Annotated in this window: 13 protein-coding genes; 12 read left to right on the top strand and 1 reads right to left on the bottom strand. The window is 58.4% G+C overall.

Going from position 1 to position 15,752, the window contains the following annotated elements; all coding sequences use genetic code 11:
* Positions 1 to 22: 22 nt before the first annotated feature.
* Positions 23 to 1,006, bottom strand: coding sequence for an SDR family NAD(P)-dependent oxidoreductase (locus D8U18_RS04150; protein WP_131107072.1), 984 nt, complete (start codon positions 1,004 to 1,006; stop codon positions 23 to 25).
* A gap of 610 nt (positions 1,007 to 1,616) precedes the next feature.
* Between D8U18_RS04150 and rfaH the strand changes: the two genes are divergently transcribed.
* The 12 genes from rfaH (at position 1,617) to D8U18_RS04090 (ending at position 15,752) form a co-directional block, all read left to right on the top strand.
* Entirely contained in the window at positions 1,617 to 2,153 is a 537-nt protein-coding gene (gene rfaH / locus D8U18_RS04145; RefSeq protein WP_056854395.1) for a transcription/translation regulatory transformer protein RfaH, read from the top strand.
* 12 nt (positions 2,154 to 2,165) lie between these two features.
* Entirely contained in the window at positions 2,166 to 3,326 is a 1,161-nt protein-coding gene (locus D8U18_RS04140) for an outer membrane beta-barrel protein (protein ID WP_056854396.1), read from the top strand.
* 12 nt (positions 3,327 to 3,338) lie between these two features.
* Positions 3,339 to 3,872: a polysaccharide biosynthesis/export family protein gene (locus D8U18_RS04135; RefSeq protein WP_056854397.1), complete on the top strand. Its 534-nt coding sequence runs from the start codon at positions 3,339 to 3,341 to the stop codon at positions 3,870 to 3,872.
* A 2-nt stretch (positions 3,873 to 3,874) separates the two neighbouring features.
* The gene (locus D8U18_RS04130; protein ID WP_056854398.1) at positions 3,875 to 6,187 is read left to right on the top strand and encodes a GNVR domain-containing protein; all 2,313 of its coding nucleotides are present in this window, start codon (positions 3,875 to 3,877) and stop codon (positions 6,185 to 6,187) included.
* Between the two features lie 158 nt (positions 6,188 to 6,345).
* Entirely contained in the window at positions 6,346 to 7,737 is a 1,392-nt protein-coding gene (locus D8U18_RS04125; RefSeq protein ID WP_056854399.1) for an undecaprenyl-phosphate glucose phosphotransferase, read from the top strand.
* 48 nt (positions 7,738 to 7,785) lie between these two features.
* Positions 7,786 to 9,126: a UDP-glucose/GDP-mannose dehydrogenase family protein gene (locus tag D8U18_RS04120; RefSeq protein ID WP_130908262.1), complete on the top strand. Its 1,341-nt coding sequence runs from the start codon at positions 7,786 to 7,788 to the stop codon at positions 9,124 to 9,126.
* Between the two features lie 13 nt (positions 9,127 to 9,139).
* On the top strand, positions 9,140 to 9,844 hold the full coding sequence (locus D8U18_RS04115) for a WecB/TagA/CpsF family glycosyltransferase (RefSeq protein WP_130904940.1): 705 nt from the start codon (positions 9,140 to 9,142) through the stop codon (positions 9,842 to 9,844).
* Positions 9,845 to 9,847: 3 nt separating this feature from the next.
* The gene (locus D8U18_RS04110; RefSeq protein WP_131107071.1) at positions 9,848 to 10,930 is read left to right on the top strand and encodes a glycosyltransferase; all 1,083 of its coding nucleotides are present in this window, start codon (positions 9,848 to 9,850) and stop codon (positions 10,928 to 10,930) included.
* Positions 10,927 to 12,039 carry a glycosyltransferase gene (locus tag D8U18_RS04105; protein WP_056854403.1) on the top strand — a complete coding sequence of 371 codons (1,113 nt, stop codon included), beginning with the start codon at positions 10,927 to 10,929 and terminating at the stop codon, positions 12,037 to 12,039. The genes D8U18_RS04110 and D8U18_RS04105 overlap by 4 nt, the downstream gene beginning before the upstream one ends.
* Complete coding sequence (locus tag D8U18_RS04100; RefSeq protein WP_131107070.1) at positions 12,036 to 13,349, top strand: O-antigen ligase family protein; 1,314 nt, start codon at positions 12,036 to 12,038, stop codon at positions 13,347 to 13,349. The genes D8U18_RS04105 and D8U18_RS04100 overlap by 4 nt, the downstream gene beginning before the upstream one ends.
* Before the next feature lie 17 nt (positions 13,350 to 13,366).
* Positions 13,367 to 14,320, top strand: coding sequence for a glycosyltransferase family A protein (locus D8U18_RS04095; protein ID WP_056854405.1), 954 nt, complete (start codon positions 13,367 to 13,369; stop codon positions 14,318 to 14,320).
* A gap of 13 nt (positions 14,321 to 14,333) precedes the next feature.
* On the top strand, positions 14,334 to 15,752 hold the full coding sequence (locus D8U18_RS04090; RefSeq protein ID WP_056854406.1) for an oligosaccharide flippase family protein: 1,419 nt from the start codon (positions 14,334 to 14,336) through the stop codon (positions 15,750 to 15,752).

Below are 15,752 nucleotides of genomic sequence, written 5' to 3'. Positions count from 1 at the left end.
TCTCAGCCGTCTGCGTATGGCGTCAAACGCCATAATAGCTGCGATACCAGCTCACAAATTGCGCCACACCGGCTTCAACCTCCACTTGCGGAGAAAACCCGACCCAGTCTGCCAGCGCCGAAACATCAGCCCAGGTTTTGACGACATCGCCGGCCTGCATCGGGACAAAGTTGCGCTGAGCGTGTATGCCCAGTGCCGCTTCCAGGCAATCGACAAAATCCAGCAGGGCCATTGGCATGCCACGGCCTATGTTGAAAAGCCGGTTGACGCCCTCCCCCTGTTTGTCCGGCACCGGCGGCTTCGGACACAGGCGGACAATGCTTTCGACAATATCGTCTATGTAGGTGAAATCCCGAGCCATCTGGCCATGATTGTAAATATCGATCGGCTGACCCTGGAGGATCGCTTGCGTGAACTTGAACAGCGCCATGTCCGGCCGGCCCCAAGGCCCGTAAACGGTAAAAAAACGCAACCCGCTGGCCTTCAGACCGTACAGATGACAATAGCTGCAGGCGAGCAACTCATTGGCGCGCTTGGTCGCGGCATACAGGGAAACCGGCTGCTCGACCGCGTCATCGACACTAAATGGCAACTTGCTGTTGTCGCCGTACACAGAACTGCTCGACGCGTAGATCAGGTGTGCGGGCCGATAGTGTCGACAGGCTTCCAGCACATTGAGAAACCCGACCAGATTCGATTGCGCATAGGCATCCGGATTGTCCAGTGAGTAGCGAACCCCCGCCTGAGCGGCCAAGTGCACAACCTCGGTAAAACCGTGCTGTTTAAATTTAAATAGAGCCATCAAGGCCGACTTGTCGACAATGTCCATCTTCTGAAAACGGAAATTGCTCAGCTCACTCAGTTGCTTGAGTCGGGCGAGTTTCAATTCCACGCTGTAATAGTCGTTGAGGTTGTCGATACCGACAACTTCAAGACCGTCCCGGCACAACCGTTTGACGGTGTGATACCCGATGAAGCCTGCAGCGCCAGTCACAAGAATGGTCATGATCTCTGCCCGCGCGTTATTCCCATGGCCGTTACTTATAGCCTTGCTTCATTTCAAGGTCCAGATTCAATAACCAGCCCCACTATTGGGTAATTGCCTGCGAACCCTTCATTCAGCACACGACTATAAGCTTCAAAAAAAGTTTAATCCGTTCGGCCGAAATATAAACATGTTACAAAACAAAAACTTACGCAACACCCATTGAACTATTGGATAGAAGGCATGTTTTTTGACAAGGAACGTTTGACATGCTGTCGAGACTGGTCAATAACTACACAGGTCTGATAAACCAGAATACGAGTGCAGTTTGTACGCTTATTTCTGTTGATCGGGCACCATCAGTTTTTTCTGTTTTTCAATGATCCTTGGTATGGACCGTGCGGTAGCTTTGCCTATCGAAAACTGCTTGATGGTTATGCCTAACAAGCTGTCAGATATAACGCCCAATCAGTTGCCGCACTGTTACACCGATGAAACATATTGTGGTTCATTGTTGAAACACACTTATGGACATCAAATAAAAACAACAACTCTGCCTGACTTGATAACTTCTCGGACTCAGTAGAGCCACTGCCTGCCTAAACTTTCGATATTGACGGAGTTTACCAGCATGCCCGCAATTAGCTCCGATCGTTCCAACTGGTACCTGTTGCAATGCAAGCCTCACCAGGACGAACGCGCCCACCTCAATCTGCTTCAACAGAATTATGCCGTTTTTCATCCCCAGCTTTTGAGGGATCGCGTCATTCGCGGCAAACAACAACGGGTTCGGGAGTCCCTCTTTCCCGGGTACCTGTTCATCCATCTTGGCGGGAACGACAACTGGTCGCCCATTCGCTCTACCCGTGGCGTCAGTCGTTTCGTCGAATTCAATCATGGTCCTGCGACGGTGCCCGAGAACGTCATCGAGCACCTGCGTGCGCGCTGCTTTGAATCATCGTTAACCCCTGATGACCCGCCCCTGACACCCGGCGACCACCTGCAAATAATTCGCGGGCCACTGTCAACACTCGAGGGGGTTTTCATCACATCGCACGGGGCTGAGCGCGTCATGATCCTGCTTCAATTTCTGAACCGGAATCAAACGATCTGCATGCCACTCCGTGACCTCGAACGTCAGCTATCCTCGATTCACCCCAATATCTGACGGAGCCATGACATGGCCTTGAGTTCACGTTGCCCTTTTGCATTGATGATGGTCTCTCTTTACCCAGGAATGGCCTGGAGTCTCGATCCGGCACCGATCAATGTTTACGGATTCGATTTCACGCCGACCTTCCTGGTCGCAGAGAGCTATGACGATAACTTTCGAGAACTGGAAAACAACACGCAGTCCTCGATGATCACCAAGCTGGTGCCCAACTTCGAGCTCAAGGCTGAAGACCGCAACAGCGCAACACGACTGATCTGGCAGCCTGCCCGCTACATTTATCACGACGAATCGGATGCCTCTTACACCGCACAACGGCTGCGGGCGGACAGCATCATGGAGTTCACCGACAGGCACCGCCTGAAACTGGAAGCCGAATACCGCAAGTGGCAGCGCACCGAATCGACCGCGGTCGAAGGTGAAAACGACAAGTTCAACAACAAACGGGTGGGCGGTCTTTACACCTATGGCGCCAAAAGCGCGGACAACCAGATCGATTTTGGCGCCAGCTACGCCGAACTGCGTACCGACAACTCCGATGGCATCAACGAGGACAAGGAACGCAATACCACTGCACTTACGAGCACCTGGTATCACCGCATCGGCAGCAATACCCGTGGCCTGCTGGAGTATGACTACACCGATTTCGACTATCTGGAAACCAACAGCACGCGCAGCAGCCAATCCAACGCGGTATACGCCGGTGCCGTCTGGGACGTCACCGCCAAGACCACCGGTAAAGTCCGCCTCGGTTACGAGAAAAAAGACTTCGACAACAGCGAATCCAAGGACCTCGACAACCCGACGTGGCAAGTGGACCTGCAATACAAGCCACGCACCTATTCAACATTCACCTTTGTCGCCCGCCAGGCACTCGCCGAGGGCGACGATGGCGCCGATGCGGTGAAGTCGACCTTTACCCAGGTCGGTTGGCGCCATGGTTGGACGGATCGGATCACCACCCTGGCACAGGCCGGATTCGGTCGATATGTCTACGAAGGCCAAAGCCGCACGGACGATTTACAGGACTACAACCTGGCGGTGATTTATGCGATGCGCCGGTGGCTGGACATCGAGCTCGGCTATCGCTTCCGCGACAACGACTCGGATGCCGACAACGAAAGTTTTACCCGTAACGTGGTTCAGATCAGCTTCAACGTAAGCCTCTAAGAGGGTTTCGTCATGAACATACGCATAGTTGCCTTGTTGTTCGCACTGGCGGTACTACCCAATACGTATGCAGCAGACCCCGGCACCCAATACAAACTCGCCGCCGGCGATGTCTTGCGCATCATCGTCTTTGGCGAGCCGGAGCTGAGCATGAAAAAAATCCGTCTGAGCGATGCCGGGACCTTTTCCTACCCTTTCCTGGGGGAAATTTCCGCGAAGGGACTGACCCCCGGGCAAGTCGAAAAGATCATCGTCGACGGACTCAAGCAAGGCTATCTGAACGACCCGAAAGTCAGCCTGAGCCAGATCGAATATCGTCCGTTCTATATCAACGGCGAAGTGAAAAAACCCGGCAATTATCCCTTCATACCCGGGCTCACCCTGGAGAAAGCCATCGCCCTGGGCGGTGGCTTGACCGAACGGGCCTCGATCAAACGCGTGACCATCGTGCGCGGTGATGGCGGCGCCACACTCACCGATGAAGTCACCCGCAACACCACGATCGGCCCCGGCGATACCATTTCCATTGCACAAGGCTTTTTCTAATCATGGACAACAGCCCTAGCACCTACGTCGAACGTCCTCTGTCAACGCACGTACATCAACAGTACAGCGAAAACCAGGACACCATTGACCTGCTCAAAATCTGGAGGGTGATCTGGCGCGCCAAATGGAACATCGCCTGGCTCGTCCTGTTCTGCTGTGCGTTGGCCGCCATTGCTGTATCAGCCATTACCCCGCAATACATCGGCAGTACCACCTTGTTGTTCAACGATAAAACCCCGCCGCTGATGTCCTTCCAACAGGTCAAGGACTCGGGCAGCAATGCCACCGAGTATTTGCAGACACAACAAGCGCTCCTGCAATCGCGGGACCTTGCCGAACGCGCGGTGAAAAAACTCGGCCTGACCACCAACCCGGTCACTGACCCGCGCCAGCAACCGACACCCTGGTTCACCCCGCGCAAATGGCTGGCGGAGCTTGAGCTTGACCAATGGCTGCCGGGGCTGAGTACCTGGGTACCGATGAAAAAAGTGCCCAGCGAAGAAGACGTCTTTAACCAGGTCACGCAAAACCTCATGCAGCACACCAGCGTCAAGTTCGTTGGCAAAAGCCAGTTGCTGGAAATCGAGGTCGAACTGCCCGACCCGGTTCTGGCAGCAGCAGCGGCCAACGCGCTGGCCCAAGGCTTTACCGACAGCCAACTGGACACCAGCGAGAAGTCATCGCAGGCCACTACTGCCTGGATGAACACTCGACTGATCAAGCTGCGCGACAACCTGCGTGTCGCCGAGAAAAAGCTCCAGGGCTACCGCGAAGAGCAAGGGCTGGTCGATGTCGGCGGTGTCGCCACCATCAGCGCCAATGAACTGGAGATGACCGGTAATCGCATGGTCGACGCCCGTCGCAACCGTGCAGAAGCCGAGAGTGAATACCGTCAGGCGAAGGCCCTGAGCAACGGCGATCTGAGCCGTCTGTCCAGCGTGCCGGCAGTCTTGAGCAACCCGCTGGTTCAGCAATTCCAGGCGGATCGCGCCAAAGCCCAGGCCAAGGTCGATGAGTTGGCGGGACGCTACGGGCCCAAACACCCGAGCCTGATCTCCGCGCAGTCCGAATTGCGCGCGGCCACCACCAGCCTGCAATTGCAGGTGCAGCAGGTAGTCGCCGGCATCGAACGGCAATACCAGCTCGCCACGGCCAGCGAAGCCTCGCTGCGCCAGTCCTTCAACAGCAACAAGGCGCAGATCCAGGACATCGCTCGCAAAGAGTTCCAGTTGCGCGAGTTCCAGCGTGAAGTCGACAGTACCCGCGCGCTGTATGAAACCTTCGTCACCCGCTTGAAGGAGACCGCAGCCACCGCCGATATGGACTCCACCAAAGTGCGCATCGTCGACCCGGCCATTGTCCCTGTCGAAGCGAGCAAGCCTCGTAAAACGTTGATCGTGGGGATCGTCGGATTGGTTGCGACGTTGGTCGGCATGGCGCTGGCGCTGCTCATGGACAAACTGAGCAACACCTTCAAAACTGACGAGACGATTGAAAGCACGCTGAACATTCCGCTGCTCAGCGTCGTTCCGCTGGTCATGAAGAAAAGCCGTCGGCAACTGGCGCGGTTGTTCGAAGACAATGAGAACCCGCGTTTTTCCGAGACCATTCGCAACTTGCGTACCTGGCTGATGTTGCAAAGCAGCGATATGCCCTCGCAGGTGGTGCTGGTCACGTCGACGGTTGCCGGTGAAGGCAAAAGCACCATTGCCAACAACCTGGCCAGCTCGCTCACTCCACTGGAGCGCGTGCTGCTGATCGATGCCGACATGCGTCAGCCCACCCTGTCGCTGAACTTTGACTTTCCGCCCGACAGTCCGGGACTGGCCAATGTGATTGCAGGCACTGCAAGGCTCGAGGATTGCATCGTTTCGGTGGGCAACCTGGACATGCTGCCGGCCGGGATGGTCATGCCGCCTTCGGTGGATCTGTTCGCCGCACCGCGGTTGCCGTCCCCTGCCGATTCGCTTAACGCGTCACGCCAGCCTCCGCCGCAGGATCTGCTCAGTTCACCGCGCATGGCGCGGATGCTGGAGGCGCTGAAGTCGCGTTACCGCCACATCATCATCGATTCACCGCCTGCGGACATGATCAGCGACGCGCTGTTGCTGGCCAAGCATTCGGACGCTGTGATCTATGTGGTCAAGGCCGACAGCACGCCGATCAGCCAAGTGCAGAAAGGCATTGCCATGTTGCAACAAAGCCATGTGCCGGTATTTGGCGCTGTGCTCAATCAGGTAGACCTGCGCAAGGCGCGCAAATACGGCTACCACCATTCCAAGTCGTTTTATAACTACGACTTCGCACCCCGGTAACGCCCGGCCTGCCGGTCTGTCACTGCGCTGTTAACTGCCAACACAACACAACACAACACTTCGCTTCACCTCTGCCGAGCTACGTAAAAGCCTGCGGGAGCCACGCCGTGTCCGCTCCTAAAGCGCTGACGCATTCATTTTGCCTTGAGGTCAAGCCCATGACTCCGCTCTATACCGCTCAAATGGCACACCGCCGAGGCCTGACGTTCTGGGGCCAGTGGTTTTGCGCAATGACGCTGGTGGTCGCGCTGTTAATGCTGCTCGTGTACTGGCGCGTCGGCAGCCTCACCAGCCCTTACCGCATCCTGATGATCCTGACTGTGCTCGGTTCAGTGCCGATCTACAGCATGATGCAGGTTTATCACAAGCGTCATGGCCTGGTGGTCGGGCTCGGCCGTCTACTGGCCGGCTGGCTGATCCTGCTGGCAGTGCTGGCGAGCATTGCCTTCATCACCCAGACCAGTGCGACGTACTCTCGCCAGGTCATCATGGTCTGGGCAGTGCTGGGCTTTGTGGTCCAGGCCGCGAGTTTTCTGCCGCTGCACTCCTTCGCCCGGCTGCATTCGCGGATGATCTGCAGGGAGCGTCGCTCGGTGATTATCGGCACCTGCCCGACCGCTCACGAACTGGCGAAAAAACTCTCGCGACCGAACCGCGCGCTGGTCCTGGGCTTCATCTCCGCCGCCGATGACAGTGGCCCGGCACCGAGCATTTTGCCGTTGCTGGGACATGTCGACTCGATCCGCGAAATCATCACGCGCCTGGACGTGCGTCGCGTCTACATCGTCCTGACAATGGCGCACGCAGCCACCATCGAAGCGCTGTACATCGATCTGCTGGACATGAACGTCGATGTGGTGTGGATCCCGGACTTCGGCAGCATGGTGCTGCTCAACCATTCGATCTCCGAAATAGAGCGAATGCCGGCCATCTATCTCAACGAGAGCCTGATCAGCTCGCATCCCGCCAGCCTGTTTTGCAAGGATCTGTTCGAGCGCAGCCTGGCGGCCATGGCCATTATTGTCCTTGGCCCGTTGCTGTTGGGGGTGGCGATTGCCGTCAAGCTGACCTCCCCCGGCCCCGTGCTGTTCAAGCAAAACCGCCACGGCTGCAACGGCGAAGTGATCAAAGTCTGGAAGTTTCGCTCGATGCGCCTCCACGACGACAGCGACGTGCGCCAGGCCACCCGGGACGATGATCGCGTCACCCCGCTCGGACGCTTCCTGCGTCGCAGCTCCATCGACGAATTGCCCCAGCTGTTCAACGTGCTGTTCGGTCAGATGGCCTTGGTCGGGCCGCGCCCGCACGCCGTGACCCACAACATTTACTACACCGGCAAAGTGCGCGCCTACATGGCCCGTCATCGCCTCAAGCCTGGCATTACCGGGCTGGCCCAGATCACCGGGCATCGGGGCGAAACCGAAACCGTGGAAAAGATGCAGCTGCGCGTCGCCCAGGACCTCAACTACATCAACCAATGGTCGCTGTGGCTGGACATCAAGATCCTCATCAAAACCCCCTTCACGCTGTTCTCCAAAAACATCTACTGACGCCCTGCCCCATCGTGAACCTGCGTCACGACGCCCCGAGGTTAGATCATGAATGTGAGCGTATTCGGTATTGGTTATGTGGGCCTGGTACAAGGCGCCGCGCTGGCGGAAGTCGGCCATAACGTCCTCTGCGTGGACGTCGACAGCGCCAAGGTCGACGCGCTGAAGAACGGCACGCTGCCGCTCTATGAGCCGGGTCTGAAAAGCCTGGTCCGTGATAATCACCAAAGTGGTCGGCTGCAATTCGGCACTGACCTTGCCAGTGCGGTGCACCATGGTGATGTGCTGTTGATCGCGGTCGGGACGCCGCCTGATGAAGATGGTTCAGCGGACCTCAAATACGTGCTGGACGTTGCGCAAACCATCGCGCTGAACATGGACCGCCATCACATCATCGTCGACAAATCCACCGTCCCGGTCGGCACTGGCGACCGGGTGCGCGAACGCATCGAGCAGGTGCTGGCCGACCACGATCGCAGCCATCTGACCTTCGATGTCGTCTCCAATCCCGAGTTTCTGAAGGAAGGTTGCGCGGTCGAGGACTGCATGCGCCCGGACCGCATCATCATCGGCACCGACAGCCCACACGCCGAAGCGGTCATGCGCGAACTGTACGAACCGTTCAATCGCAACCGCGAAAAGATCATCGTCATGGACATGCGCAGCGCCGAACTGACCAAGTACGCGGCCAACTGCATGCTGGCGACCAAGATCAGTTTCATGAACGAAATGGCCTGCCTCGCCGAAAAACTCGGCGCCGATATCGAGATGGTCCGGCACGGAATCGGGTCCGATCCGCGCATCGGCTATCAGTTCATCTATCCCGGCCTGGGCTATGGCGGGTCGTGTTTCCCCAAGGATGTGCAGGCGCTGATACACGCCGCCACCAGCGTCGATATCGACGCCCGGGTGCTCAAGGCCGTGGAGTCTCGCAACCATGAGCAGAAAGCCAGCCTGTTCAAGAGGGTTTTCGATCATTTCGAGGGTGCCTTGCGCGGCAAGACCTTCGCCCTTTGGGGCCTGAGTTTCAAACCCAACACCGACGACATGCGCGAAGCCCCCAGCCGGGTGCTGATGGAGGCCTTGTGGCACGCCGGCGCCAGCGTCCAGGCGTTCGACCCCAAGGCCATGGAAGAAGCCCAGCGCATTTATGGCTCGCGCGATGACCTGACACTGGCGGGCACCAAGGAAGCAGCGCTGAAAAATGCCGATGCACTGATCATCGTCACCGAGTGGCAATCGTTCCGGGCACCGGACTTCGATTTGCTGATCCGCCAGCTCAAGCAACCGCTGATTTTCGACGGACGCAACCTGTTCGATCCGCAGCGTTTGAGCAAGCGCGGCATTACCTACGTCTCCGTGGGCCGGCAAACCCGGCCGGTCAACTGACAGGAGGCGCGCCATGATCAAGCTGCAGATAGTCCGGCGTTTTTCTCCCAGGTTACTGGACGCCAACCAGGCGTATTCCTTCATCAACTTTGCATCCATCAGCAGTTTTTTCGAGCAAACACCAAGCACCGTCGCCTATTTTTGCGACGGCATGCTGATGTCGCTGTTCATGTCCCGGGTGACCGGCCGCGCAATCGGCCGGGTCAGCTTTGACTTCACCTCGATTGCCGACGCGGTACTGGGCAGCGCCGAGCAACAGGGCAAGCGCGTGTATTTCGTCGGTGCCCGGCAGGTTGAACTGGATCTGTTCATCGACAAGATCAGGACGCTCTATCCGCGACTGACCATCGCCGGTTATCACAACGGCTATTTCGATGCGTCCCAGGCTGTGGACATTCAGGCCGACATCTGCCGCAGCGAAGCGGACATTCTGATCGTCGGCCTGGGTGCCGGGCTGCAAGAGCGGTTTGAACAGGATGCGCTGCGTGCAGGCTTTCGCGGTGTCGCCTTTACCTGTGGCGGGTTCATTCGCCAGGAAGCCATGGCCACCCGCAATTACTACCCCGCCATGATCGACCAACTGCATCTGCGCGCGTTCTACCGGATGTACCGCGAACCCCATACGATCAAACGCTACCTGATCGACTATCCGAGCAATTTTTTACACCTGTTGACCCTGCTCGTTCGGCGCAAAGTCGCCATCAGCGTGGGGGAATGACCGATGCACATTCTGTTCATTCTCAAGGATTTCAGAGCGGGCGGCGGTATCGAGCGCGTCCAGCAACGCTTGTCCGAGCAGTTTCTCAAGGACGGCAACCGCGTGAGTTTTTTCGTCATGAACGGTGACACGCCGGACAGCGCGGGTGCGCAAACGCTCAACGCCGCTGGCGGCAACGGCATTGTCGGCCTGTTCAAGTCCATCGTGCTGTTGCGCCGGCTGATTCGCCGCGAGGGCATCACTCACCTCATTTCGGCCAAGGAGCAAGCCAACCTCTGCACCTGGTTCGCCACCCTCGGCCTTCCCTGCAAAGTCATCTATAGCCGCCACGCGGCACTCGATTGCACTGAACAGAAAACCGGCCCCTCCAGCCTGCGTCTGCTCTACGCGCTGTACCTCTGCGGCAGCGGCAAGGTGGTCACGGTTTCCACGGCCCTGCGCCAGTCCCTCATCGATCTGATGCCCTGGGGTCGGCAACGCATCCGTTATTGCCCCAACGCCGTAGTTACCGACCAACTGTTGCGAGCCTCACGGGCGCCGTTGCCCGTCGGGTTACCCGGCGACTATTGGTTGAGCGTGGGTCGCCTGGTGGAACCCAAAGGCTTTGATCTGTTGCTCGATGCCTATGCGCTGGCGCTGCGCAGTGAAGCCCTGCCGGATCTGGTGATCGCCGGTGACGGTCCCCTGCTCGATGCGCTGACCACCCAGGCCAGCCGATTGGGCATCGCACATCGGGTGCATTTCAGCGGATTCCTGAGCAACCCCTATCCCCTGCTCAGGCACGCCCGGCTGTTCATTCTGAGCTCGGTACAGGAAGGCATGCCGACTGTGCTGATTGAAGCACTGGCGTTGGGTACGCCGGTATTGGCATGTGATTGCGAGACCGGGCCCAGGGAACTGCTGGACAACGGCCGGCTGGGTCAATTGGTCAATGCCAACGACGTACCCGCCCTGGCGAAGGGAATGCTCAACAGTCTGGTTTCACCGACTTGCGTTGCGCCAAGCGCAAAAATGCTCGCCGACGCCATTCAACCGTACACCAGCCAGTACGCCGCGAAAACGTACTACCAGGTATGGAACCAATGAAAAAATTGCTGATTATCCTGCACGACCTCAGCGCTGGCGGGGCGGAAAAAATGATGGCGCGCCTGGCCAGTGCATTGGTGGACGCCGGCAATGACGTGACCTTGCTGATGCTCACCGGTGGCGGCCTGCATGCGGCGCACCTCGACCCGCGAGTAAAGAAAGTCGAATTGCGAAGCCCACGCACTGCTCGTGCAGTGCCGGCGCTCGCGCGGTTTCTGCGGGCCAATCGCTTCGACGCGCAACTGGCGGCCCTGACTCACGTCAACGTGGTGGCCATCCTCGCCGCATTGCTGTCGGGGACTCTGACACGGCTGCATGTCAGCGAGCGCAACGCGTTTTCCCATGACAAACACGTCAACCCCGACTTCATGGTGCGGCTGGCATACCTGGTGGCACCGTTGTTGTACCGGCTGATTCCCAACCCGGTGATCTGCGTCTCGCGAGGTGTCGCCCAGGATCTGGTCAACACCACCATTGCGCGCCGCCAGGACGTGACCATTGCCGACAACCCGGTCCTTGACGACGACTTTCGCAACAAGCGGCCGGCGCGGCCAAGCCACCGTTGGCTCCAGGACAAGCCCGGGCCGGTGATTGTCGCCGTAGGGCGCCTGGCGCCGCAAAAAGGCTTCGACACCTTGATCAACGCGTTCGCCTCGTTGCCGGACGCCAACACTCGCCTGATCATTTTTGGTGAGGGCGCACTCAGGGACTCGTTGCAAGACCTGGCCCGAACACTGGGCGTGGCGGATCGAGTCGATCTGCCGGGCTATGCCAGTGATCCCATGGCAGAAGTGGCCGCCGCCGACTGCTTTGTGCTGTCGTCGCGTTTCGAGGGCAGTCCCAACGCGCTGGTCGAGGCCTTGTCCACCGGCACACCGGTGGTGTCGACCCGCTGTCCCCACGGCCCGCAAGACATTCTTATCGGTGGCCTCGTCGCGCCACTGGTGGCGGTCGACGACCCGCTCGCCCTGGCGCAAGCGATCACCCTGCAACTCTCGACACCGCGAGATCTACAGCGCCAGTCCCGCATCGATGCCGCTGCGCGCTTCATGAACGGCTGCGCGGTAGAAACCTACCTCGCCGCGTTACTGCGGAGACCATCGCCATGAGTACCCTGGAGATCAGATATTCCACGCTACGCGATGCCTTCACCCTGTTCGGTGTGCTGTTTTACATCCAGGTGATCACGTTTGTTCTCAGCCTGGGTGGCGCAGCCAGTTTCGGTGATATCAGCAAAGACCTCGAAGGCAACGTCGCCAACCAGATCTGCGGCCTCATCACACTGTTGGTGCCGTTGTATTTCTTCATCCGCAACAAGGTGTTCCTGAGCAAAACCTTTTACCGCAGCAACTTCTTTCTGCTGGTGTTCATCTTCTGTGTCATTGCCTCGATCAGTTGGTCCAGCGACCCGATGCTGAGTTTCAAGCGCTTTATCGCGCTGCTCAGCGTGGTGTTCTTTGCCGGTTTCATTGCCTATAACTACCCGCTTGAAAAAATCAATTTCATGCTGGGCTGTGCCATCGGCGTGGCGGCGTTTATCGGTTTGATACTCGCCGTGATCATGCCTGACGTCGCGTTCCTGTCCGGCGGCATCCGTGACGGTGCATTCAAGGGGATTTTCGCCGAAAAGAACGCCGGGGCGCGGCTCAACGCAATCGCCATCCTGTTGTTGCTGCCGATGATCCGCCAACGCAATCGCTGGGCACTCTTCTGTGCGTTTTTTTCACTGGTCGCCATCCTGCTCGCCCAATCGGCAACGGGCGTGGCACTGATCCTTTCCGGGACGCTGAGCTACTGGTATTTCCTCACCCTGATCCGGCTGCACATCAACCGCTCGCAGTGGCTGTTCTTCTTTTGCACGCTGGCGTTCCTGCTGGTGTGCCTGTTTCTCTACAACAACCTTTCGTGGCTGCTGGAGTTAGCCGGTCGTGACCCGTCACTCACTGACCGCACGTTGATCTGGGAGCTGCTCGCGCCGTTTGTCGATGACCAATGGCTCAAGGGATACGGCTTCGGCGCCTTCTGGGCCAGCCCCGACGCCGATGGTTTCATCCGTCGCTGGGGTTACATCGGCAACGCCCATAGCGGCTACATGGAAACCCTGCTCAACGGCGGCGCTATTCAGTTGACTGCGCTGGCGTTGCTGCTGGGCGAAGCCCTGTTTAAACAGTACCGCGCCGTAACGGCGAACCAGGCTGCCAGGTTTCGCGCCAGCGCCCTGGTGATCATCGGCTTGTTCATCGTCACCAACTATGTGGCCTACGTGATACCCAATTACCGCTCTGCCGAGTTTTTGGTGTTCTGCACGTTGGCCCTGTCCTTCCGGCAACACCACGTCACATACCCCGAATTATCACCGACAACCCTGGGCCAGCATTCGACTGGTCGGGGATTCCCGCGCGATTCAGCCAAGGCGTAACAAAAGGAGAATCACCCGTGCCCAATCAAGCCTCCCCTTCACCGCAAACAGTGTGCGTCGTGATCCCGATGTACAACGGCGCCGCAAGCATTGAGCAAACGCTGTCATCGCTGGCCGAGCAAACCCGGCTGCCCGATCACGTCATCGTCGTCGACGACGGTTCTACGGATGACGGACCCCAGCGGGTCAGAGACTTCGTCGCGCCGTTTCGCCTGACACTGTTGCAGCAGGCCAACGAAGGCCAGGCCAGTGCTCGTAATCACGGGATGCGCCACTCTCAGGAAACCTTTGTCGCGATGCTCGACGCCGACGATCAATTTCGCCCGCAAAAGCTGGAGTTACAACTGGCCCTGTATGACGAACTCACGCGTCAGGGTCGGCAGGTGGGGTTGATCGACTGCTACACGCAGGTCAATTACAGCGACGGCAGGCGGCAACTGGACAACGTGCGCAAGAGCGGCAGGCATTTCTACGATTTCATCCACGCCAACGTCGTCAATGGCGTATCCACCGCGTTGGTCAAACGCGACGTGATCATGCAACTGGGTGGCTTCGATGCCAGCCTGCGTTACTCCGAAGACCGTTACATGTGGACGCGGATCGCCGAACATTGGGAGATCCACACGGTGCCGCAAATTCTGCTGGAGCGCACGGTCAACGCCGGCAACATGACCGCGCAACCGAAAAAGTACTACCAGAACAAGATCAGGTTCATCGAGGTGTACCTCGCCCGCTATGGCGCGCAGCTCAGCAAACAGCAACGGATCGATTTCGTGCTGGGTAACCACACTGACTTTCTCAATGCGTTTTCCCGACGCGACGAGCATGCCGAAGTGATCGATGTGTACCGACGAATGCTCGAGTGCTCCTGGCAAGCGCTGATCTTCCACAACGGCAAACCGACCTTGCGCTACCTCTATGCCCGCGCCAAAACCTTGCGCAAGGCAACGGCGTCAACCACCGCTCATTGAACCGGTACCCGCCATGGCTAATCATCGTCTGGTGACATTGACCTGGATCTTTACCGAGAAATTCGGCCTGATCTTCCTGTCGATGATTACCTTTGTCGCCTATGCCAGGCTGCTGTCGCCCGCAGAGTTGGGGGTGGGCACCGTCATCATTGCCATCGTCGAGTTGATCGGGCTGGTGTATTCGTCGGTTCTGGAAGACCCGCTGGTACGGCTCGAACGGCTGGAAGACAAACACATCAGCACGGCGTTCTGGGCCTCGGTCCTCGTCAGCCTGGTGTCGATCGTCGTCATCTCGGTCGCGGTGATGCTGTACACGCCCGACCCGCTGCTGCGATGGTTGACGGCGGTGGCCTCGGTGAAAATCCTTTTCACCATGATGGCGCGTGTCTATGTCGCGCAAATGCGCCGCAGCGGCGACTTCAAGACACTGGCGTCGCGCACGTTGCTGGGCAAGGTGGTAGGCGGTGTCGGCGGCATCGCTGTGGCGCTCTGGGGACTGGGTGCCTGGGCGGTCGTTGCCCAGGCGCTGCTCATGGAGTTCGTGTCCATCATCGTTTTGATGCGCGCAGATCCGCGGCGCATTGCCTTTTACATTGACCGTCCTTTCTTGCGCGAACTGTTGAAAGCCGGCGCACCGGTTGCCATCAACGCACTGAGTTCACAAACGCTGCAGCGCGGGGTCAACGTGGTGCTTGGGATGACGGCCGGCGTGAACGCGGTCGGCATGTTCAACATGGCGATGCGCATCATCGAACTGCCACGCACTGCGATTTATAACGGTCTGTTGAGCTATGCATTGCCGGCGTTCGCCCGGCGCAGCGCAGAACCCCTGCGATTGCTCGGGATCCTGGGTGACTCAACCGCCGTCAGCGGCTTTCTGTTGACGCCCTTGTTCATTGGCCTCGCGCTGACGGCAAACGACCTCATCCTGTTGATATTCGGTGCCAAGTGGGCCGAAGCCATTCCCCTGCTGCAAGTGCTGGCCTGCACGGCGGCCATCGGTAACACCGCCATGTACGCCACCACCGCACTGGTGGCGGTCAACCGCAGCCACCTCACGATCAAAGCCGAAGTGGCAACCACTGTACTGGCGCTGGCGCTGGTGTACGGCTTCGGCACCTTTTATGGCGGTATGGCCGCGGCGCTCGCGCTGCTGACGCGGATGTTGATCATCACACCGTTGCAAATCCGTGGACTCAACGCAGCCATCGGTTACGGCTGGCGCCGGTACTTCGACTCCAATTACCGCAGCGTGATTGCCTCACTCGTCATGGCCGCAACCGTCTTGTACGTGTCACCGCAGCTGGGTTTGCAAGGCTACCTGCACCTGGTCTGCAACATTGTGGTGGGTGCGCTGAGCTATGCCGTGGCGTATAGCGTCATGCACCCGCGTTGGCCACAGGAATTCAAATCGGTTTTCACCACCCGCTGA

The sequence above is a fragment of the Pseudomonas sp. Sample_10 genome (assembly GCF_004321495.1).
In the GTDB taxonomy this organism is placed as follows: domain Bacteria; phylum Pseudomonadota; class Gammaproteobacteria; order Pseudomonadales; family Pseudomonadaceae; genus Aquipseudomonas.
The sequence above is the reverse complement of the archived record's forward strand: the minus strand, read 5'-3'. Positions and strand labels throughout refer to the sequence as shown.